Below are 21678 nucleotides of genomic sequence, written 5' to 3'. Positions count from 1 at the left end.
GGCGCTTCACTCGGAAGCGGCCTCGGCGTTCTCCTCGCCCTCGATGACCGGGATCAGCGAGAGCTTGCCGCGCGGGTCGATCTCGGCGATCTCGACCTGCACCTTGGCGCCGACGCCGAGGACGTCCTCGACGTTCTCCACGCGCTTGCCGCCGGCCAGCTTGCGGATCTGCGAGATGTGCAGCAGACCGTCCTTGCCCGGCATGAGCGAGACGAAGGCACCGAAGGTCGTGGTCTTGACCACGGTGCCCAGGTAGCGCTCGCCGACCTCCGGCATGGTCGGGTTGGCGATCTGGTTGATCGTGGTGCGGGCGGCCTCGGCGGCCGGGCCGTCGGCGGCACCGATGTAGATGGTGCCGTCGTCCTCGATCGTGATCTCGGCGCCGGTGTCCTCCTGGATCTGGTTGATCATCTTGCCCTTGGGGCCGATGACCTCACCGATCTTGTCCACCGGGATCTTGATGGTGATGATGCGCGGCGCGTTCGGGGACATCTCGTCCGGGGAGTCGATGGCCTCGTTCATCACGTCGAGGATGTGCAGGCGGGCGTCGCGGGCCTGCTTCAGCGCGGCGGCGAGCACCGACGCCGGGATGCCGTTGAGCTTGGTGTCCAGCTGCAGGGCGGTGATGAAGTTGCGGGTACCGGCGACCTTGAAGTCCATGTCGCCGTACGCGTCCTCGGCACCGAGGATGTCGGTGAGGGTCACGAAGTGGGTCTCACCGTCGATCTCCTGGGAGATCAGGCCCATGGCGATGCCGGCGACGGCGGCCTTCAGCGGCACACCGGCGTTCAGCAGCGACATGGTGGAGGCGCAGACCGAGCCCATCGAGGTGGAGCCGTTGGAGCCGAGCGCCTCGGAGACCTGGCGGATGGCGTACGGGAACTCCTCGCGGGTCGGCAGGACCGGCAGGATGGCCCGCTCGGCCAGCGCGCCGTGGCCGATCTCGCGGCGCTTCGGCGAACCGACGCGGCCGGTCTCGCCGACCGAGTACGGCGGGAAGTTGTAGTTGTGCATGTAGCGGCGGCGGGTCTCCGGGGAGAGCGTGTCCAGCTGCTGCTCCATGCGGAGCATGTTCAGCGTGGTGACACCCAGGATCTGGGTCTCGCCGCGCTCGAACAGGGCCGAGCCGTGCACCCGCGGGATGGCCTCGACCTCGGCGGCCAGGGTGCGGATGTCGGTGACGCCGCGGCCGTCGATGCGGACCTTGTCCTTGATGACGCGCTCGCGGACGATCTTCTTGGTCAGCGCGTTGTAGGCGGCGCTGATCTCCTTCTCGCGGCCCTCGAACTCGGGCAGCAGCTTCTCGGCGGCCAGCGCCTTGACGCGGTCCAGCTCGTTGTTGCGCTCCTGCTTGCCCGCGATGGTGAGGGCCTGGGCCAGCTCGTCCTTGACCGCGGAGGTCAGCGCGGCCAGCACGTCGTCCTGGTAGTCCAGGAAGACCGGGAACTCGCCGGTGGGCTTGGCGGCCTGGGCGGCCAGCTGGGCCTGGGCGGCGCACAGCACCTTGATGAACGGCTTGGCGGCTTCGAGGCCGGCCGCGACGACCTCCTCGGTCGGCGCGTCGGCGCCGCCCTCGACCAGCTTGATGGTCTTGTCGGTGGCCTCGGCCTCGACCATCATGATCGCGACGTCGCCGTCCGGCAGGGCGCGACCGGCGACGACCATGTCGAAGACGGCCGACTCCAGCTCGCTGTGGGTCGGGAACGCGACCCACTGGCCGTTGATCAGGGCGACGCGCACGCCGCCGATCGGGCCGGAGAACGGCAGGCCGGCCAGCTGGGTGGAGGCGGAGGCGGCGTTGATGGCCACCACGTCGTACAGGTGGTCCGGGTTCAGCGCCATCACGGTGACGACGACCTGGATCTCGTTGCGCAGGCCCTTGACGAAGGACGGGCGCAGCGGGCGGTCGATCAGGCGGCAGGTGAGGATCGCGTCCTCGGAGGGCCGGCCCTCGCGACGGAAGAACGAGCCGGGGATGCGGCCGGCGGCGTACATCCGCTCCTCGACGTCCACGGTCAGCGGGAAGAAGTCGAAGTGCTCCTTCGGCTGCTTGGACGCGCTGGTGGCCGACAGCACCATGGTGTCGTCGTCCAGGTAGGCGACGGCGGAGCCGGCGGCCTGACGGGCCAGGCGGCCGGTCTCGAAGCGGATGGTACGGGTGCCGAAGGAACCGTTGTCGATCACGGCCTCGGCGTAGAACACGTTCTCTTCCACCTGGAAGATCTCCTCTTTCGTACGTCTCCGGGAGAGCGTCCCCGCGCATCGCCTGCGTGTTGACCCTGAACGGTCGGGCCGGTCTTCGATCGAAGCCTCCGGTGCACCCCGCTTCGGTCTGCGGGGCCTCCGGCGGCCACTACCGAGGACCGGCGCCTCTCGGCCGGCCGGGTCCGGACGGGCGGTCCGCGTCTGGACGCTCTCTCGGATGCGGGCGGCTTCCGTTTGAAGCCTTCGTCCCGCGGGGGGTTGGGTCCTGCTGCCCGAGTGGCGCGCTTGCGGCGCCATCACCCGGCATGCCCACAACCCTACGGTGCAATCCTCGGGCACCTGGGGAGGTGCGCGCGAGTTGTTATGCCCGGTCGTTGCGTTCGGACGCCCTGCCGGGCGACCCGGCCGTGCGGCCGCGGCATACGCGCGAGGGGCGGCTCCCCGGTGTGGGGAGCCGCCCCGAGCGGCGTTCTCAGCGGGCGCCGCCGGCGGCACCGCGGCGGATGCCCAGGCGGTCGACGAGCGTACGGAAGCGCTCGATGTCCTTCTTGGCCAGGTACTGCAGCAGGCGGCGGCGCTGGCCGACCAGGATCAGCAGGCCGCGGCGCGAGTGGTGGTCGTGCTTGTGCGACTTGAGGTGCTCGGTCAGGTCCGAGATACGGCGGGAGAGCATGGCCACCTGGACCTCGGGGGAGCCGGTGTCGCCCTCCTTCTGGCCGAACTCGGCGATGATCTGCTTCTTGACGTCAGAGGCGAGAGCCACTGCAACTCCTTACGAGGTGATACCGAGCGGTCCTGGTCTACGGCACAGGACTCTTGGGAGAACTCGGTGTCGTGACGGGCGCGGCCGCCGGTCGTCACCCCACCGGGGGCGGACACACGGCTGCGCTCGGAGGCCAAGCGTACCAGTGCCGCCGACACCGGTGGCCGGCGGCCCCGGCGCACGGTTCAGCCGGTGGCTCCGCGGACCAGTCGGTAGACGTCGAGGACGGCCAGCACCAACGGGACCAGCGCCATCAGGGTGAGGCTGTCGACCAGGTCCAGGATGCGCCCCCAGAACGGGGAGACGCCGAGCCGGGGCACCACCAGGGCGATCGCGGTGAGCACCGCGGCGCCGAAGGCGATCGAGGCGGTCAGCCAGACGGTGCGCAGGTCGGCGTCGGTGGAGCCGATGCCGGCCCGCAGCACGAACTGCGGGGTGTGCAGGGAGAGGCCGACGATCAGCAGCGACAGGCCGAGCAGGCCGGCGATGGTGAGGCTGAAGACCTGCGCGCTGTAGCGGAACAGCCGGGCACGGAGCATGGTGACGAGGCCGAGGACGAGGGCGAGCAGCTCGGGGAAGGTCTCGTCGGTGAATCCGAGCACCGCGCAGGCGCCGACGATCACCGCGGCGCAGCCGCCGACCAGGCCGACCAGCACCTCGTGGCCGCGGCGGGCCTGGTGGGCGATCCGCTCGTACTGGACGAGTTCGGCGCGGGCGCCCTCCTCGTCGTGGTCGCGGCCGCGCGCGCGGGTCTGGCCGGGGGCGCTGTAGCCGACGGGCAGCCGGGCGAAGCGGGCGGACAGGCCGGGCAGGAAGCCGATCGCGGCGACGGCTGCGACGCCGGTGACGGCGGCGATGTGGTCGGCCGGGGTGCCGGGCAGCAGCACGGCGGCGAAGGTGGCGAGCGCGCCGGCCGCGGCCAGGAAGGCGGCGGCGACGAACAACGAGTCCTTCTCCGGCAGCAGGCCGACCAGCAGGACGGCGACCACCAGGACGGCGACGCAGCCGGTGAGGAACTGCAGCCGGCCGGGCCCGTCCAGCGGGCCGCCGGTGGGGGCGAGGACGCCGCTGCCGGCGATCAGGGCGTGCGGCAGGGCGCCGAGGCCGAGCGCGAGGCCGGCCCAGGCGTCCCGGTAGACCCGGGCGCGGACGCCGGCGAAGGCGGTGAGCACCACGGCGACGACGCCGGAGAGCACGCCGGGCAGGCCGTGCATGTCGTGGCGCAGGTCGGCGAACCAGAGGGCGAAGCCGAGCAGGGTGAGCAGCACGCCGGTGCCGATGAGGCCGAAGGCGCGCATCAGCTCGGGGCTCCAGAACCGGCGGTCGGTCTCGCCGGCGGTGGCGATCGCGTCGGCGACGTCGTCGTAGACGGCGGGCGGCAGCGACTCGGCGAACGGGCGCAGGCTGAGCAGGTCGCCGTCGCGCACCTGCTGGGCGGCGAGCGAGCGGCCGCCGTCGAGCACGGTGCCGTCGCGACGGACCAGGTGGAACCCGGTGGGGACGCCGTCCGGCTGGGTCTGGCCGGAGAGCCGCAGCACCTCGGGGTAGACGTCCGCGAGCGGGACGTCCTCGGGCAGGGCGACGTCGATCCGGCTGTCCGGGGCGACGACGGTGACCCGGCAGAAGCCGGTGGTGACGGGCGTCGTCATACCCGCACCTCGTTCGCTCGACGCACTGGGCGCTCCCCCTTGGTGACAGTGCCGGGGCACCGGCGGCTGATCGGTCTGGCTGTCGCGCGGGCGCCGGCCGGGCGGAACCGGCCCGGCGGGGCCACGAGTTGGCGCGGCGTTACCCTACCCGCTCGGTTCGTGTCCGGCCCCGTGGAGGGCGGGCGGGCCCGCCGGGACGGGGCCCCAGTAGGATCAGCCCCCTGCGCAAGGCGGCGGGGGCGGCGCGCGCCTCCCCGGGTGCCTGCGGTCGGCGGAGCGGGGGCGGCGTCATACGGGGCGTCCTCACCCGTGCGTATCCAGTTGCGTGAGGGCTGATGCCGTGGTGATCGAGCGAAGCGTTCGTGGTCGGAGGGTGGGGCGCGCATGGGCGTGATCACCGTCAAGCGGCCGCCCCGGGCCTATCCGCCCGCGGTGCCGGACGAGCCGGTGGAGCTGGTCCCCCCGCCCGAGCTGCCCCGGTCGGGCGGCGAGGACTGGGTGATGAGCATCCTGCCGATGCTCGGCATGGGCGGATCGGCGGTGTTCTTCTTCGCCCCGGGCGCCCAGGCCCCGATGAAGATCATGGGCGGTCTGATGATCGTCTCGACGGTCGGCATGGCGCTCGCGCAGATCGTCCGGGCCCGCAAGGGCGGCTCCTCGGCCACCGCGGACGAGCGGCGCGACTACCTCAAGTACCTCCAGCAGATGCGCCGCCAGGTGCGCCGGACCGCCGAGCGCCAGCGCGGCGCGCAGTTGTTCCTCAACCCCGAGCCGGACCAGCTCTGGTCGATCGTCGCGGACGGCCGCCGGCTGTGGGAACGGCGCGGCGGGGACGCCGACTTCGCGCAGATCCGGGTCGGCCGCGGACCGGTGCAGCTGTCCACCCCGCTGGTCGCGCCGCAGACCGCGCCGATGGACGAGCTGGAGCCGCTGTCGGCGGCCGCGATGCAGACCTTCCTGAAGGCCCACGGCACCCTGCAGGACCTGCCGCTGGCGATCTCGCTGCGCGCCTTCTACCACATCACGGTCTGCGGGGACCCGGACACCGTCTACGGCAACGTCCGGGCGATGATCGCCCAGTTGACCACCCTGCACTCGCCGGACGACCTGCTGGTGACGGTCGCGGCCGCGCCCGGCGCGGTGGACGAGTGGGAGTGGACCAAGTGGCTCCCGCACAACCAGCACCGCAAGGAGAGCGACGGCGCCGGTTCGCGCCGGCTGATCGCCACCGGCCTCGGCGAGCTGGAGCTGCTGCTCCAGGACGAACTCGCCGGCCGCCAGCGGTTCGTCCGGGACGCCGCGCCGACCGCCGACCAGCCGCACATCGTCGTCGTGATGGACGGCGCCTCGGTGCCGCACGACTCGCTGCTGGCCGGCGCCGAGGGCGTGCACGGGGTGACCATCGTCGAGGTGGTCCCGGGCGACCTCGACGAGCCGACCGGGCACCTGGTCGTCACGGTCTCGCCGGACGAGCTGGTGCTGCGCTCGGCCTCCGGCGCCACCTACGCCGGCGCCCCGGACACCCTCTCCGCCTGGCAGTCCGAGGCGCTGGCCCGGCAGCTGGCGCCGTACCGGGCCTCGGCCGGCGGCGACGACGAACCGCTGCTGTCCAACCTGGACTTCACCGACCTGATGAACTCCGGCGACCCGGGCTCCTTCGACGTCGCCCGCAGCTGGCGGCAGCGGGCCCAGCACGAGCGGCTGCGGGTGCCGATCGGCGTCGGGGCCGGCGGCGAGCACGTCCACCTGGACATCAAGGAAGCCGCGCTGGAGGGCATGGGCCCGCACGGCCTGTGCGTCGGCGCGACCGGCTCCGGCAAGTCCGAGCTGCTGCGCACCCTGGTGCTGGGGCTGGCGATGACGCACTCCTCGGAGACGCTGAACTTCGTGCTCGCCGACTTCAAGGGCGGCGCGACCTTCGCGGGCATGGCGGACATGCCGCACACCTCCGCGGTGATCACCAACCTGGAGGGCCAGCTCACCCTGGTCGACCGCATGCGGGACGCCATCGAGGGCGAGCTCAACCGGCGCCAGGAGCTGCTGCACCGGGCCGGCAACTACGCGAACATCCACGAGTACGAGCGGGCCCGGGCGGCCGGCGCGGCGCTGGACCCGCTGCCGTCGCTGGTGCTGATCATCGACGAGTTCTCCGAACTCCTCACCGCCAAGCCCGACTTCATCGACATGTTCATCCAGATCGGGCGGATCGGCCGCTCCCTCGGGGTGCACCTGCTGCTGGCCTCGCAGCGCCTGGAGGAGGGCAAGCTGCGCGGCCTGGACACCTATCTCTCCTACCGGATCGGCCTGCGCACCTTCTCGGCGGCCGAGTCGCGGGCGGCGATCGGCGTCCCGGACGCCTACCACCTGCCGCCGGTGCCGGGCGTCGGCTACCTGAAGTTCGGCACCGACGTGATGGAGCGGTTCAAGGCCGCGTACGTCTCCGGGCCGTACCGGGCGCCGGGGCAGCAGCGGTCGACCGGCGGCCGGCTGGTGACCGCGCGGCCGGTGCGGTTCACCGCGGCCGAGGTCCCGGTGACCGAGCCGCTGGTGCAGGAGGTCGAGCCGATCGCCGAGGAGCCGGACGACGCCCTGATGGACACCGTGCTGGACGTCTTCGTGCAGCGGATGGCGGGCCAGGGCCCGGCCGCGCACCAGGTGTGGCTGCCGCCGCTGGACGCCCCGCCGAGCGTGGACCAGCTGCTGCCGCCGCTCCAGGCGACCGCCGAGCGCGGGCTGACCGCGCCGCAGTACGCGGCGCTGGGCCGGCTGCGGGTGCCGGTCGGGATCGTCGACAAGCCGCGCGACCAGAAGCGCGACATCCTCGACCACGACTACGCGGGAGCGGCCGGCCACGGTCTGGTGGTCGGCGGTCCGCGCTCCGGCAAGTCGACGATGGTCCGCACCACGGTGGCCTCGTTCGCGCTCACCCACACCCCGCTGGAGGTGCAGTTCTACCTGCTGGACTTCGGCGGCGGCGGCTTCCAGTCGCTCCAGGACCTGCCGCAGGTCGGCGGGGTGGCCGGGCGGCTGGACGCCGAGAAGGTCCGCCGGATGGTCTCCGAGGTGCACGGCGTGCTGAACCGGCGCGAGGAGCTCTTCCGCGCCACCGGGATCGACTCGATCGGCACCTACCGGGCCCGCCGGGCCTCCGGCGCACTGCCCGAGGAGCGGTTCGGCGACGTCTTCCTGGTGATCGACGGCTGGAACACCTTCAAGCAGGAGTTCGAGGCGCTGGAGCCGGTGATCGGCGACATCGCCCAGCGCGGCCTGGGCTACGGCGTCCACCTGATCGTCACCGCGGCGCGCTACGCGGAGGTCCGCCCGGCGCTCAAGGACCTCCTGCAGAACCGGACCGAGCTGAAGCTCGGCGACGCCATGGAGTCCGAGGTGGACCGCCGGGTGGCGCAGAACGTGCCGACCGTCCCGGGCCGCGGCGTCACCGCGGACCGGCTGCACTTCCTCACCGGCCTGCCGCGGCTGGACGGCTCCGACTCGGTGGAGGACCTGCAGAACGGCGTGGCCGGACTGGTCTCGGCGGTCGCCGGGGCGTGGACGGGCCCGCGCGCGCCGCAGGTGCGGATGCTGCCGGCGGTGCTGGACGGGCACTCGCTGCCGAAGGGCTTCGAGTTCCCCGAGCGGGGCATCGCCTTCGGCGTGGACGAGGCGGAGCTGGCGCCGGCCTTCGTCAACTTCGAGACCGACCCGCTGTTCATCGTCTTCGGCGACACCGAGTCCGGGAAGTCCGCGCTGCTGCGGATGCTGGTCAAGCAGATCACCGAGCGGTACACCCCGGACCAGGCCGGCATCGTGGTCGGCGACTACCGGCGCGCGCTGCTCGGCGCCGTCCCGCCGGAGTACCTGGTGGAGTACGCGGCCGCGCAGCCGGCCATGTCGAGCGTGGTCGAGATGCTGCGCGGGGCCTGCGCGCGCCGGCTGCCCGGGCCGGACGTCACCGCCGAGCAGCTGCGCAACCGCAGCTGGTACAGCGGCAAGGACATGTTCGTGGTCGTCGACGACTACGAACTGGTGGCGACCTCCTCCGGCAACCCGCTGGCGGCGCTCGCGGAGTTCCTGCCGTTCGCGCGGGACATCGGCCTGCGGGTGATCGTCGCGCGCAGCGCGGGCGGCGCCGGGCGCTCGCTGTACGAACCGTTCATGCAGCGGATGCGCGAGCTGGGCGGCCAGGGCGTGCTGCTCTCCGGCAACCGGGACGAGGGACCGCTGCTGGGCACCGTGAAGCCGCAGGCCCTGCCGCCGGGCCGGGGCGTGTTCGTCTCCCGCCGGGTGACCGGCGGGCAGATGGTGCAGACGGGCTGGCTGCCGGCGCCGTAGCCGCCGGTTCTCGTCACGGAGCGTGTCGAAGGGGTCGGGTCCTCGGGATCCGGCCCCTTCCGCCGTCCCGGGTGCTGAAACGTTACCTAGATCTTTCCGCCGGAGGGCTGCGGTTCCCGTACCCGGTCCGCAGCTCGACGGGCGGCGCGGGGGTGTTCGGTCGACCTGCCTCCGCATCCGAGCGGCACCTTTGAATGGGTGCACGCAACACGGCGTTCACCTTGGATTCAAGCGCTATGTGGCGAAAGTAACAAGTCGGACATGCATAGTGATGACGGTTAGTGATCATCAGATCGCATGTTTATGCGTTGTATGGCAACGGATTCCGAAGCAATTCCGCCATTGACGCGATCGATACGGCCAAGGTTCCATGGCGGCCCAGGGAGCGACAGGACCAGAAACCGAGCCAGTCAGCCAGCGGAGGCGATACCGCTCCCTCTCCAGGACCAGCACAGAGCCGATCGGATGCCACATGACCGACACGCTTCGCCCGCCCGCCGCGGCCCCCGCCACGGCCGCCGCAGGCGCGCCCGACACCCAGCAGCAGACGCTCAAGCGCTCGATCGGTGTCGTCGGCGGAACGCTGCTCACGCTGTCCTGCGTCACCCCGGCCTCCACGCTCTTCGTGATCGTCCCGGAGCTGTTCTCCAGCATCGGCAGCGCCACCGCGCTGGCCATCGCGATCGGCTCGGTGCTCTGCATCGCCGTCGCCTTCTGCTACTCCGAGCTCGGCACCCTGATCCCCAGCGCCGGCGGCGAGTACGCGATGGTCGGCACCCTGGCCGGGCGCCTGGCCGGCTGGCTGGTCTTCGTGCTCTCGCTGATCGTGGTGATGATCGTGCCCTCGGTCATCGCGCTCGGCACCGCCGACTACCTCGCCCCCGTGCTGCACGTCGACAAGCCGCTGGCCGGCGCCGCGGTGATGCTCGCCGCCACCCTGGCCGGCCTGCTGGACCTGCGCGCCAACGCCTGGATCACCGGCATCTTCCTGGTCCTGGAGGTCATCGCGGCCGGCGTCGTGTCGGTGCTCGGCTTCGCCCACGCCAACAGCGGCGCGCCCAGCATGCTGCACGGCGTGGTCACCGGCGAGGACGGCGTCACCACCACGGTGAGCATCGGCGCGATCATCGGCGCCCTCGGCATCGCGCTCTTCATCACCCAGGGCTTCTCCACCGCCGTCTACCTCTCCGAGGAGCTGGAGAACCCGCGCCGCAACGTCTCCCGCACCGTGCTGTGGACGCTGGGCATCTCCGCCGCGATCCTGCTCGTCCCGGTCGCCGCCATCACCATGGGCGCCCCCGACCTGGCGACGCTGAGCTCCGGCGACATCTCCGGCATGGTCACCGCCTGGAGCAACTCCGCGGTCGGCACCTTCATCAGCCTCTGCGTCGCGCTGGCCATCATCAACGCCGGCATCGTCATGGTCATCCAGAACTCCCGGGTGCTGTTCGCCTCGGCCCGCGACAAGGCCTGGCCCGGCCCGGTCAACAAGGCCTTCGGCACCCTGGGCCGGTTCGGCTCCCCGTGGGTCGCCACCCTGGCCGTCGGCCTGCCGGGCGCCGCGCTCTGCTACGTCAAGGGCGAGCTGCTCAGCGAGATCACCGGCGTCGCCGTCACCGGGATGTACCTGCTGGTCGCGATCGCCGCGCTGCTCTCCCGCCGCAAGCACCACAAGCACGCCGCCGCCTGGCGGATGCCGCTGTGGCCGGCCGTCCCGGTGGTGCTGATCGTGGTCCTCGGCTACGTCATCACCCAGCTGGACATCGTGCCGCTGCTGTGGACCGGCGGCATCACCGCCGCCGCCACCCTCTACTGGCTGTTCTTCCTGCGCCCCCGCCAGGACACCCACTGGGTGATCAGCCTCCCCGAGGACCAGCAGGCCTGATCCCCCGAAAACCCCCACCCCTCCCCCACACGGCAGTGCCCCGGGCTCCCCCGCAGCCCGGGGCACTGCCGCGTCCGCGGGCTACCCCTTCTTGAGCTTCCACTCCGGGCTGGTCGCGATCGCCTTCATCTGCTCGACGGTCAGCGCCGGGGTGCTCCGCGAGCCCGTCGCTTTCGGACCGCCGCTGTTGTAGGCGCCGACCGCCACCCGCAGGCCGTCCGGGTGCAGGGCGTCGACCACCCACCTCGCCGGGTTGCCCACCGCCTTGCGGACCTTCACCTGCGTCCCGTCCGGCATCGTCTCGGTGCCGCCGAACGGCTCCGTGCTCAAGGGGTTGCTCCAGTCGTCCACGTTGAGCTCCACCATGGACGCGCCCTTGCCGTCGTCCACCACGAAGTTGGCGTAGCCCGTGCTGCCACCGGTGTCGGCCTGCTTGAGACCCGCCGGAAGCAGCTTCGCGGCGGTCGCGAGGATCTCCTCCTTGCTGTAGGGCTCGCTGCGTCGGTGCGACGGCGACGGCCTCGCAGCCGGATCCGGCAGGGCGGCGATCACCCTGTCCCAGGACTTGTCGGTGACGATCGCCGTGAGCTGCTCAGGGGTCAGCGGCGGGGTGGCCCGGGAGACCGGCTTGCCCTTCTCCGCCGGGGAGTTCCACTCGCTCAGCTCGATCCGCCGGCCGTCCTTGCCGGTCAGCTTGGCGTTCCACCACTTGGTGTCGACCCGGCGGTCCGGGTACTCGTAGCCCTGGAAGACGGTCAGTCGGCCGCCGTCCGGCCGCGCGGTCGCGGTGCAGGCGTCGAAGGTGACGAGCTTCTTGTCGGGGCAGTCGTTGTCGCTCCCGCTCGGGTCGTCCTCGCCGGCCTTGAAGAACGAGATGGCGATCCGGGCCCTGCCCTGGCCGTCGTCGAGGACCAGACCGGCACTGGGCACCCCGGCGCCCGGTCGGCCGGCGGTGTCGGTGCCGGACCCCTCGGCGGCGCTGATCTGCCCCTGGGGCAGCAGCGCCCGGAACATCGCGAGCACCTCGTCACCGCTGACCGCGGCGGCGGCGGAGGCCGAGGCGGTCGGCGAGGAGCCGGGCGTCGGCGAGGAGGAGCCCGCGCCGGTGCCGGAACCCGCGTCCGGGGTGGCCCCGGTGGCCGCCGGGGCCGGGCGCGAGGCGGCCGGGGAGCCGTCGGTGAGGTACACGGCGCCGGTGGCCACCAGGGCCAGTGCGGCGGCGCCGCTCACCGCGGCGGCGGCCGAGCGGGTGCGCCAGCGGCGGCGGCCGCGGTCCAGCCCGCCGACGGCCAGCCCGTCCGGGCCCTGCGGGCGGAAGCCCTCGCCCGTGCGGGTCATCGCGTGGAGCAGATCATCCTCGAAGCTGTCCGGTGCGGACATGCGTGATCACCGTTTCCTTCGGTCACGGGACAGGGGCGGTGGCGGACCCCCGCGGCAGGCGGTCGGGTCGTGTCGTCAGCGGGCGGCCAGCTCGGCCAGCGAGTCGCCGAGCTGCCCGCGCAACCGCGCCAGCGCCCGGGAGGTCCGGGTGCGGACCGCGCCCGAGGACAGCCGCAGCGCCTCGGCGGTCTCCTCGACGCTGCGGTCCTCCCAGTAGCGCAGCACCAGCACGGCCCGGTCCTGGACGGACAGCCGGGCGAGCGCGTCGAGCAGGGTGAGCCGCAGCGCCCCGTCCGGCTCCCGGCCCACGGACTCGGGCAGCTGGTCGGTGGGGCGCTCGTCGCTGGAGCGGCGGCGCTTCTGGGCGAGGAACACGCGCACCATCACGGTGTGCGCGTAGGCGCCGGGGTTGTCGATCCGGTGGCGCCCGCCGGTCCACGCCTTACGGCGCCACAGCACGTACATCCGGCCGAGGGCCTCCTGGACGAGGTCCTCCGCCTGGTGGGTGTCTCCGCCGGTGAGCAGACAGGCCGAGCGGTACAGCCGTCCGGTGTGCCCCGAGACGAGTTCCAGGAACTCCGCGTCCTTCGACCTGCGCCTGGCCCCGGTCCGCCCCATCCCCCACGCCCTCCCTGCTCACCGCTGTCGACACTTGTTCGATGCGGTGACCGGGACCGGATGTTACAAGCGGGCACGAAGTTCTTCCGGTGCCCGGGCGGGTGGCTTCCCGGGCCCGTCTCAGGAACGCCGGCGGTGGTCGCGGAGCACCACGCCGCCGCCGATCAGCAGGGCGACCAGCAGGGCGCCGACGCCCAGGACGTAGGTCGCGGTGCGGCCGTCGCGGTCGGCCTGGGTCTCGCCGAGGCCGAGCGGGCGGGGCACGATCGGGGCGGAGGCCAGCTGGACCGGCGGGTCCTCCACCGGGCGCTCGGCCGGCGCGGCGGGCGCGGTGGTCACCGCCTTCACCGGGTCGACCACGCCCCAGCCGATGTACTCGTTCGCCTTGTGGTCGGTGCGCTGCGCGGTCTGCTCGATCCAGGCGCGCACCTGGCTGGGCCTCCAGTCCTTGTGCGCGCCGACCAGCAGCGCCGCCAGTCCGGACACGTACGGCGCGGCGAAGCTGGTGCCGTTGTCCACGCACTGCCCGCCGCGCGGGACGGTGGAGAGCATGTCGACCCCGGGGGCCGCGACGTCCACGAAGTCGCCGTACTGGGAGAAGTAGGTGCGCTCGTTGTTGCGGTCGGAGGCGCCGACGGCGAGCACCGTGCGGAACGCCGCCGGGTAGGTGTCGCCCTTCTTGCCGTCGTTGCCGGTGGAGGCGACCACCACCACACCGCGGTTCTCCGCGTTGTCGATCGCGGCCTTCAGCTCGTCGTAGCCGACGAAGCGGGTGTCGCCGGCGCCGCGCACGTCCTGCGAGATGTTGATGACCTTGGCGCCCTGCTGGACGGCCGAGTTGATGGCCTCGACCAGCGAGTGCACATCGCCGTTGCCCTCGGAGTCGTTCTGCCGGATCGACAGGATGGCGGCGCCCGGGGCGATGCCGACGAAGCCGGTCCGCTCGCTGCGGGAGGCCGCGATGATGCCCGCCACCTTGGTGCCGTGGCCGACCAGGTCGTCCTTGCCGCCGCCCTCGACCCGCTTGCCTTCCTTGTCCTTGAGCAGCGAGCCGCCGTCGACCACCTTGGAGGCGAGCTGCGGGTTCTGGTCGTCCACCCCGGTGTCGATGACCGCCACCAGCACCCCGGCGCCGGTGACCGCACCGCCCTGCCAGAGCTCGTCCAGCACCATCCGCTGGAGCGACCACGGGACGGCCTGCACGTTCTGGGCGTTCTTGCCGCACTCCCCCGCGGCCGCGATGCCCGGTCCGTCCGCCGCCACCGCCGGCACCGTCAGCGGGCCGCCGAGCAGTGCGAGCACGGCCGCCGCCGCGGCCGTCGTCCGGAACCTGACCACCGGCACCCTGCCACCCCTCATGTCGTCCACCTGGTTGCACGCTCGCGCGCCAAAGGCGGGCGCCCGCGAGGGGGCACCCGCCCTTCGGCGCGCCGGGTTCGGCTCCGAGCCGTCAGCCGGTCCAGAGGGTGGCGTTGCGGTTCTCGGTGTTGTGGTAGCTGGTGGCCGCGTTGTCCAGCGACTTGGCGATCTGCTCCAGCACCTGCTGCAGGTGGGCGGCACGCTGGTCCCACTTGGCCTGGTGGGCCTGGTAGCCCTGCTGGGCGGCGCCCTCCCAGCTCGCGGCGATCTTGGTGACGCCGCCCTTCAGCTCCTCCAGCTGGGCCTGGATGGTCTGCGCCGTCCGGCGGACCTCCGCGCTGGCGCTCTTGATGGTCTCGAAGTTGACCAGAATGTGGTCGGCCACGATGTCTCCTAGTCGAGGCTGCGAGGCACCCCGTCACCCGGGGTGCGCGTCGCGGGGTGAACGGACAGAGCTCAGGATCAGGCGCCGGCGGCGGCGGACCCGAAGATCGCCTGCTGGTCGGCATCGGCCTGCGAGTACTTCTGGGTCGTGATCTCGATCGCGTCCTTGATGGCGCGCAGCGACTTGTTCAGCTCCTGGGCGTCCGTGTTGAACTGGCCCTGGAGGTTGGTGTACGCCGTCGCGGCCTGGCCCTGCCAACCGCCGGTGATCGAACCCACCAGGTTGTTCAGGCCGTTGATCTCGGTGTTGATCTTGTTGATGACCTCGTCCATGTGCTTGGCGAACGCCAGCATCTCCTGAGCGGTCGTCTTGAACTGACCCATGCTCTACCGTCCCCCATGAGACAGACCTTGTGACCGGGGGGCGATTTCCGGCCCCCGGGCATCACCGGTGTGATGTCCTGCAGCACTGTAGTCGGCACACGCAGCTCACCCAACACCGGGCAACGGTCGGTTACCAAGCCATGACATCATGGTCAATTCCTTTGCGCCGCGCGGGCCGAGGCTCCTCAGGCGTTCTGCTGCTGCGCCGCGCTCTTCGCGTTGAGCGCCGGACCGGCCGGCACCAGGTTCGACCACTGCTGCGGCACCAGCGCCGGCTGCAGGCCCTGGTAACCCAATCGGGCCTGGTTGCCGCCCGCCTCCTCGGGCTGCGGCGGGGCGGACGGCGTCGCGGGCTGGGCCGTCGGGGTCTTCGACGCCCCGCCCTGGGCCGTCGGCTGACCGGGCTGGGCCGGCGCGGCGGTCTGGCCGCCCTTGCCGCCCTCGCTGCTGGCCGGCACCGCGTAGCGCAGGCCGGTCTCGGTGATGAGGAAGTCGGTGCCGGAGCCGTCCGCCGCGTTGTCCAGCGCGCGGTAGAACAGACCGTGACCGGGCGTCACATGCGCGGTGGCCGCCCCGTTGCTGTAGCGCACCGGGTAGTCGGGGCCCGCCCAGACGCTGCGCCGGGGCGTCCGGCCGTCCTCCGCCACTCCCTCGAACGTGCTGCAGACCACCCGGCGCGCGTCCTTCGGCGCCTGCCAGGTGTTGGACGGCGCGCCCGTCCTGGCGGGCCAGTCGGCGGCGCCCTCGGCCATCAGCGGCACATTGCTGTTGACGACGGCGTGCTCGGCCGGGGTCAGGTCGTCGATCCGCGGGCTCTTGTTGGCGTCCTGGTTGTACAGCGGCTGCAACTGCGGGTTCTGCCGGATGAGTTCCGCCTGGAACTGACTGATCAGCAGCAGCTGGCTCCTGCCCACCACGTAGTGCTTGTCGCCGAACCGGACCAGCCGGCCGACCTTGCGGTCCTCCGGGTTCTGCAGCGGCACCGAGGAGTTGGCGGTCCTGGTGTCCGGGACCAGTCCGTCGATCCTCGGGAAGACGATGTCGCTGCCCGGCGCCAGGGTCTCCAACCAGTCCTTCTTCACCTTCTGCGGAACGGCGGTCGGCCCGAAGACCGCCCCCATCAGCTGGGTGCGGGTGGCGTCCGAGTCGTCCGGCCCGCCGATCGCGTGCCGGCGGCCCTTGTCGTCCACCAGGAACACCTTCAACTTCCCCTGGCCCGCCGCCTGGCCGGACGCGGTGACCTGCGGGTCGTCCGCCAGCTGCACCAGCAGCGCCTGGCCGACGTCCAGCTGGCGGTCCTTCGCACCGAGGACGTCCGCGTCCGCGCCGCCCGCCACGAACACCGCCTGGTCGACGGTGCTCCCCTGGTCGTCGCCCGGGCGGTCGCAGACCGCCCACTTCATCGGCCGGCTCGCGTTCTCCTTGCTCGGCAGCTTGTCCGGCGCGTACGGGATGCCGATCGTCGGACCGTGGTTGGGGTAGCGGTCCAGCACGCCGTCGTCGACCACCACGACCTTGGAGTCCACCGGCAGCACCAGCCGCGCCGAGGCCATGTTCAGCACCTGGTGCAGCCGCTTGGTCTTCCCGTCCGGGTCGGTCAGCACCACGTACCGGGTGGTGCTCTGCTTGCCCTGGACGATGTACTTGCCCTCGTCCCAGCCCACCGGGGCGCTCGGCTTGAACACGCCCCAGAGGCCGAAGCCGCCGACCACCAGCGCGCCCACGATCACGCTCGGCAGCACCGCCTTGACCGGCCGCGGCGCGTCCTCGTCGCTCCCCCCGCCGCCGGGCAGCAGAAAGGCCGCGACCGTGCGCTTGCGGGCGAAGGTGTAGGCGTTCAGCTCGTCCCGGCGCGATGCCATCCTCGTCGTCTCCCCTGTCAGACCGTCCTGCCCCGTGTCCCGCACCCCCCGGGCGAGAACGTGCTCGAACCCTCTACGATGCGGCAGCAGACGGTGAGTACGGTACGGGTACGGTTCACGCACCGGCCAGCCGGGCCGCGACAACCGAACCAGAGAGGGGCACTCGGGGGATGCCAAGCCAGACCGCTCCAGGGCGCCGGAGCACGGCACGGGACGGCGGTCCACGCCGCTCCGCACGACGCGGCCGGACCGACGACGGCGGCTCCCCCGCTCCGGACCGCGCCGCCCGGACGCCCCGCTCCGGCGGCGCCGACGGCCCCGTCCCGGTCCGCGTCCACCCCCGGCCCGGGCTGCTCGGCGGGCGGCTGAGGCTCCAACAGCTCGTGCTGGTCGAGGTCGCGGTGGCGCTGGTCGCGGTCGGCTGGACGATCAGCCGGCCGGTCGCCGCGGGCTTCGGCGCGGTCGCCCTGGCGCTGGTCGTGCTCGCGCTCGTGCCGCTGCGCGGACGCACCATCCCCGAGACGCTGCGGGTGCGCGCCGCGCTCAAGGCCCGCCGCAAGCGCGCCCGCGCGCACGTCCCGCCGCCCGGCACCGACCCGGCGCTCGCCCCCGCCCTGGAGCTCGAACCCGCCCTGCGCACCTGCACCCACGCCACCGAGGCCGACCTCGGCGGCCGCCCGGTGCGCCGGGAGACCGGCATGGTCGGCGACGGCACCTTCCTCAGCGCCGTCCTGCTCGTCCAGGCCAAGGACCTGCCGCTGCGCCCGGCCCGCACCGCCCGGCCGCTGCCGCTGGACGTGCTCTGCTCGGCGCTGCGGGTCGACGACATCACCCTGGAGTCGGTCCAGCTCGTCCAGCACACCCAGCCCGCGCCCGCGCCGCACCTGCCCGAGCAGTCGCTGGCCGCCCGCGCCTACCGGGAGCTCGCGGACGGCACCGCCACCCCCGCGCTGCGGCTCACCTGGGTGGCGCTCAAGCTCGACCCGGAACGGGCGGCCACCGCGGTGCGCGCCCGCGGCGGCGGCGAGCAGGGCGCCCGCAAGGCGCTCCAGCGGGTCACCGACCAGCTCGCCGGGCGGCTGAACAGCGCCGGCTTCAACGTCACCGTGCTCGACGAACGCGAACTGATCGCCGCCCTCGCCATCTCCAGCTGCGTCAACCCGCTGGCCACGGCGGGCCGCCAGGGCACCGGCAGCGGCGGCGGCAGCGGACGGCGCACCCAGGAGACCAACCGGTTCTGGCGGGTCGACGACCGCTGGCACAGCACCTACTGGATCTCCCGCTGGCCGCAGCTCGGCCGCCCCGGCGGCGCCCCCGGCCGGATCGCCGTCCCCGACCTGGTCAACCTGGTCACCGGCGCCCCCGCGCTGGCCAGCACCTTCAGTCTGACCGCCGGTCACGGCACCGGCGGCTCGGTGGCCCTCAGCGGCCACGTCCGGGTGACCGGGCGCAGCGAGAGCGAGGCCGTCGACCTCGGCCGGCAGGTGGAGGCGCGGGCCCAGAGCACCGGGCTCGGCCTGACCCGGCTCGACCTGGAGCAGGCCCCCGGCGTCCTGGCCACCCTTCCGCTGGGAGGTGCTTCCTGATGGTGTACCAGACCCAGCCGGCCGCCGCCCCGCAGGGCGCTACGGAGCCGCAGCCCCGCGTCCGGCCCCGGCTGCTGCCCGGCTTCGGGCTGCGCGGCCCGCGCCGGGAGAAGCACGTGCTGACCCTCGCGGAGCTGGACGCGCTGTCCTTCCCGGTCGGCGACGACGGCGTGCTGATCGGCGAGGACGTGCACCAGTCGCGCCCCGCCGTCCTCGGCCTGTTCCGGCCCAGCGCCTACGAGCTGGTGCTGGTCGGCGGCCTGTGGACGGCGCAGGTCATCGCGCTGCGGGCGGCCGCCACCGGCGCGCGGATCGCCGTCGAGACCGCCCGCGGCCACCTGTGGGGCCCGATGGCGCAGGCCGCGGGCGGCGGCCAGCCGTGCGTGACGGTCCACCAGCCCGGCCGGCTCGGCCCGCAGGGCGCCTCGGTCGGCTCACCGGTGCTCGTGGTGCGCGACCTCGGCGCCCGCCCGCCGCGCAGCCGGCTCTCCGCCGCGCCCTGGCAGACCGTGCTGACGGTGGTGCCGCACCTGGGGCCGAACGCCGTCCGGGTGCTCAACTCGGCCGATCTGGTCGGGGTGCAGCGGGTGATGCCGGAGGAGGCCGAGCTGATCGGCCGGGTGCTCTCGCTCGGCGCGGGCGAGGTGGCCGCGCTGCCCTCGCTGTCGGACGACCTGACGCTGTGGACGACCCGGATGAACCGTCAGTACGTGCGGATCGTGGCCGGCCAGGCGGAACAGCAGGTCCTGGGCGGTCCGCGGCGCCTCGACTGACCCCCGCGGGCGCGGTCGGGTGCCGTGCGCGGCTCGCCCGCGGCCCGCTCGGGAGCCGTCCGGAGATTGCGGCACCGCCTTCAGCCGGGGGTGGCTCACGGCCTAGGCTGTGAGGCGGCAACGGCACCGCGAACGTGCGGCGGCGAACACGAGGGAGCCTAGGTGAGCAGCGATCGGGACGGCGTCTACGTCGGCGACAACGCGGCGGAGGACGACGACGACTGGTCCGACGCGCCCGACTACACTCCCCCGTCCTGGTACGTGCAGACGGACGCCGCGGGTGCTCCGGCAGCGGCTCCGGCGCCGGGAGCGGCCGAGCCGGGTGCCCGGGTGACGCCGCCTCCCGGCGGGGCGGCCGCGGCTGCTCCGGCCCCGGAGGCCGTTCCGGCGCCCGCACCGGATCCGGCGCCGGGCGTCGTGCCGCCCGCGGTTCCGGCCCAGGCCCAGGCGCCCGTTCAGACCCACGTTCAGACGCCCGTTCAGGCTGCGGCGCCCGCCCCGGCCGCGCCGCTTCCGCCGGTCCGGCCGCAGCCGGTCGAGACCGCCGTGCCCGTGCCCGTTCCCGTGCCCGCTCAGGCTCCCGCGCCCGCTCCGGGTGGCCCCGGGGTGGCACCGCACCTGCCCGTCGAGGCGTCCGCCGTACCGCCGGCCGCGCACGCCGTCCCGGCCCCGGAGCCCCTCCCGGCCCCCGCGCCGGCCCCGGCCCCTGCCGCGGCTCCCGCGCCCGCGGCGGGCCACGGTTGGCCGCCGGCCGACCCCGCGGCGCCCCCGCAGCCGTACCCGGGCCCAGCGCAGCCGCAGCCCTACCCGGCGCCGCCCGGCCAGCCGCAGCCCTATCCGCAGGACCCGACCGCCTGGGCCGCCGCCCAGCAGGCGCAGCAGCCGCAGCCGGGCCAGCCCCAGCCCGGCCAGCCTCAGCCCGGACCGCCGCAGCCGGGCCAGGCCGCGCCGCCCACCGCCGCCGACCCCCGCGCGGGCGGCTGGCCGCAGCCCGGCGCCTACCAGCAGCCCGCGCAGCCCCAGCCCGGCGCCCCGCAGTGGGGCCGGCCGCCCGCCGCGCCCGCCGCGTTCCAGCAGGCCGGAGCCCCGCAGCAGACCGCGCACGGCGCGCCGCTCGGCTACACCGCCGCCGTCGAGCTGTCCTCGGACCGGCTGCTGCGCAGCCAGCCGAAGCAGCAGCGCCAGCAGCCGCGCTTCCAGTTCGGCGGCAAGGCGGCCGCCGCGGAGAAGGCCCGCAAGCTGGAGATCATCCGCACCCCGGTGCTCAGCTGCTACCGGATCGCGGTGATCAGCCTCAAGGGCGGCGTCGGCAAGACCACGACCACCACCGCCCTCGGCGCCACACTGGCCAGCGAGCGCCAGGACAAGGTGATCGCGATCGACGCCAACCCGGACGCCGGCACCCTCGGCCGCCGGGTCAAGCGGCAGACCGGCGCCACCATCCGCGACCTGGTGACGGCCATCCCGCACCTGCGCAGCTACATGGACATCCGTCAGTTCACCTCGCAGGACCTCCACTCGGGCCTGGAGATCCTGGCGAACGACGTCGACCCGGCCGTGTCGACGACCTTCAACGACTCGGACTACCGCCAGGTCATCGACGTGCTGGGCCGCCAGTACCCGATCATCCTGACCGACTCCGGCACCGGTCTGCTGTACAGCGCGATGCGCGGGGTGCTGGACCTCGCCGACCAGCTGATCATCGTCTCCACGCCCAGCGTGGACGGCGCCTCGTCCGCCTCCACCACCCTGGACTGGCTCTCCGCCCACGGCTACGCCGACCTGGTGCAGCGGTCCATCACGGTGGTCTCCGGGGTCCGCGAGACGGCCAAGATGATCAAGGTGGAGGACATCGTCGCGCACTTCCAGACCCGCTGCCGGGGCGTGGTCGTGGTGCCGTTCGACGAGAGCCTGGCGGCCGGAGCCGAGGTCAACCTCGACATGATGCGGCCCAAGGTCCGCGAGGCGTACTTCGACCTGGCCACCCTGGTCGGCGAGGACATCGTCCGGGCCCAGCAGGCCGCCGCCCAGCAGCAGGCGGCCCAGCAGGCGAGCTGGCAGCAGCCCCACCAGCAGCCGCCCCACCAGCAGGCCGCGCAGCCGCAGGCGCCCCAGCAGCAGCCCCCGGCGCCGGGCTACCCGCAGCCCCAGCCCGGTCCGCAGGACCAGCCGCCGTACGGCCGGCCGTACCCGTACGGCTACCCGCCGCAGCCCGGCCAGCCGGCGCCCCAGCCCGCGCCGGGCGCGCCCTGGGCCCAGCAGCCCGGCCAGACCCCGCCGCCCCCGGCCGGGTACGGCTACCCGCCCCAGCAGCCGGCCCCGCAGGGCGGGCCGCCCCAGGCGCCGGCCCCGGAGTGGCAGCAGCCGCCCGCGCCGCCCGCCCCCGGGTACGGCTACGGCTACGGCCAGCCCGACGACCACCAGCCGCCGCCCGGCTACGGCTACCCGCCGCCGCCTGCCCCGCCGCAGCAGCAGTAGCGGCCCGCGCGGCGAACGCC

The 21678-nt window shown here is 73.4% G+C and carries 14 protein-coding genes; 5 read left to right on the top strand and 9 right to left on the bottom strand.

Translation table 11 applies throughout. The features are described 5' to 3' along the window. Positions 1-6: 6 nt before the first annotated feature. The 3 genes from ACFC0B_RS37530 to eccD all read right to left on the bottom strand — a co-directional run bounded on the left by ACFC0B_RS37530 (position 7) and on the right by eccD (position 4617). Positions 7-2214 carry a polyribonucleotide nucleotidyltransferase gene (locus ACFC0B_RS37530; RefSeq protein WP_376096860.1) on the bottom strand — a complete coding sequence of 736 codons (2208 nt, stop codon included), beginning with the start codon at positions 2212-2214 and terminating at the stop codon, positions 7-9. 463 nt (positions 2215-2677) lie between these two features. After that, a complete protein-coding gene (gene rpsO, locus ACFC0B_RS37525; protein WP_209416808.1) occupies positions 2678-2968 on the bottom strand; it encodes a 30S ribosomal protein S15 in 291 nt (96 codons plus the stop codon). Positions 2969-3153: 185 nt separating this feature from the next. Next, positions 3154-4617, bottom strand: coding sequence for a type VII secretion integral membrane protein EccD (gene eccD / locus ACFC0B_RS37520; protein ID WP_376096856.1), 1464 nt, complete (start codon positions 4615-4617; stop codon positions 3154-3156). A gap of 384 nt (positions 4618-5001) precedes the next feature. Between eccD and eccCa the strand changes: the two genes are divergently transcribed. Both eccCa and ACFC0B_RS37510 read left to right on the top strand, forming a co-directional pair. Continuing rightward, on the top strand, positions 5002-8949 hold the full coding sequence (gene eccCa / locus ACFC0B_RS37515) for a type VII secretion protein EccCa (protein ID WP_376096853.1): 3948 nt from the start codon (positions 5002-5004) through the stop codon (positions 8947-8949). A gap of 472 nt (positions 8950-9421) precedes the next feature. Further along, the gene (locus ACFC0B_RS37510) at positions 9422-10834 is read left to right on the top strand and encodes an APC family permease (RefSeq protein ID WP_376096851.1); all 1413 of its coding nucleotides are present in this window, start codon (positions 9422-9424) and stop codon (positions 10832-10834) included. A gap of 81 nt (positions 10835-10915) precedes the next feature. Here ACFC0B_RS37510 and ACFC0B_RS37505 read toward each other — a convergent pair whose 3' ends face one another. The 6 genes from ACFC0B_RS37505 to ACFC0B_RS37480 all read right to left on the bottom strand — a co-directional run bounded on the left by ACFC0B_RS37505 (position 10916) and on the right by ACFC0B_RS37480 (position 16821). After that, entirely contained in the window at positions 10916-12214 is a 1299-nt protein-coding gene (locus ACFC0B_RS37505) for a hypothetical protein (RefSeq protein ID WP_376096848.1), read from the bottom strand. A gap of 75 nt (positions 12215-12289) precedes the next feature. Beyond that, entirely contained in the window at positions 12290-12832 is a 543-nt protein-coding gene (locus ACFC0B_RS37500; protein WP_376096845.1) for a SigE family RNA polymerase sigma factor, read from the bottom strand. A 120-nt stretch (positions 12833-12952) separates the two neighbouring features. Further along, positions 12953-14191: a type VII secretion-associated serine protease mycosin gene (gene mycP / locus ACFC0B_RS37495; RefSeq protein WP_376096842.1), complete on the bottom strand. Its 1239-nt coding sequence runs from the start codon at positions 14189-14191 to the stop codon at positions 12953-12955. A 91-nt stretch (positions 14192-14282) separates the two neighbouring features. Then, positions 14283-14576 carry a WXG100 family type VII secretion target gene (locus ACFC0B_RS37490; RefSeq protein WP_376096839.1) on the bottom strand — a complete coding sequence of 98 codons (294 nt, stop codon included), beginning with the start codon at positions 14574-14576 and terminating at the stop codon, positions 14283-14285. A gap of 77 nt (positions 14577-14653) precedes the next feature. Beyond that, positions 14654-14959 (bottom strand): WXG100 family type VII secretion target, encoded by a 306-nt coding sequence (locus tag ACFC0B_RS37485; RefSeq protein ID WP_376096836.1) that lies wholly within the window; start codon positions 14957-14959, stop codon positions 14654-14656. Between the two features lie 185 nt (positions 14960-15144). Then, on the bottom strand, positions 15145-16821 hold the full coding sequence (locus tag ACFC0B_RS37480; RefSeq protein ID WP_376096833.1) for a type VII secretion protein EccB: 1677 nt from the start codon (positions 16819-16821) through the stop codon (positions 15145-15147). A 170-nt stretch (positions 16822-16991) separates the two neighbouring features. On the opposite strand from ACFC0B_RS37480, the gene eccE reads away from it, so the two are divergent. The 3 genes from eccE (at position 16992) to ACFC0B_RS37465 (ending at position 21658) form a co-directional block, all read left to right on the top strand. Beyond that, positions 16992-18407, top strand: coding sequence for a type VII secretion protein EccE (eccE, locus tag ACFC0B_RS37475; RefSeq protein ID WP_376096830.1), 1416 nt, complete (start codon positions 16992-16994; stop codon positions 18405-18407). Further along, positions 18407-19180, top strand: a complete 774-nt coding sequence (locus tag ACFC0B_RS37470; RefSeq protein WP_376096827.1) for a hypothetical protein — start codon at positions 18407-18409, stop codon at positions 19178-19180. Before eccE ends, ACFC0B_RS37470 begins: the two co-directional genes overlap by 1 nt. A gap of 162 nt (positions 19181-19342) precedes the next feature. After that, complete coding sequence (locus tag ACFC0B_RS37465) at positions 19343-21658, top strand: MinD/ParA family protein (RefSeq protein ID WP_376096824.1); 2316 nt, start codon at positions 19343-19345, stop codon at positions 21656-21658. The last annotated feature ends 20 nt before the right edge of the window (positions 21659-21678 follow it).

The sequence above is a fragment of the Kitasatospora sp. NPDC056184 genome (assembly GCF_042268405.1).
GTDB lineage: Bacteria > Actinomycetota > Actinomycetes > Streptomycetales > Streptomycetaceae > Kitasatospora.
This window is presented reverse-complemented; position numbering and strand designations above follow the sequence as displayed.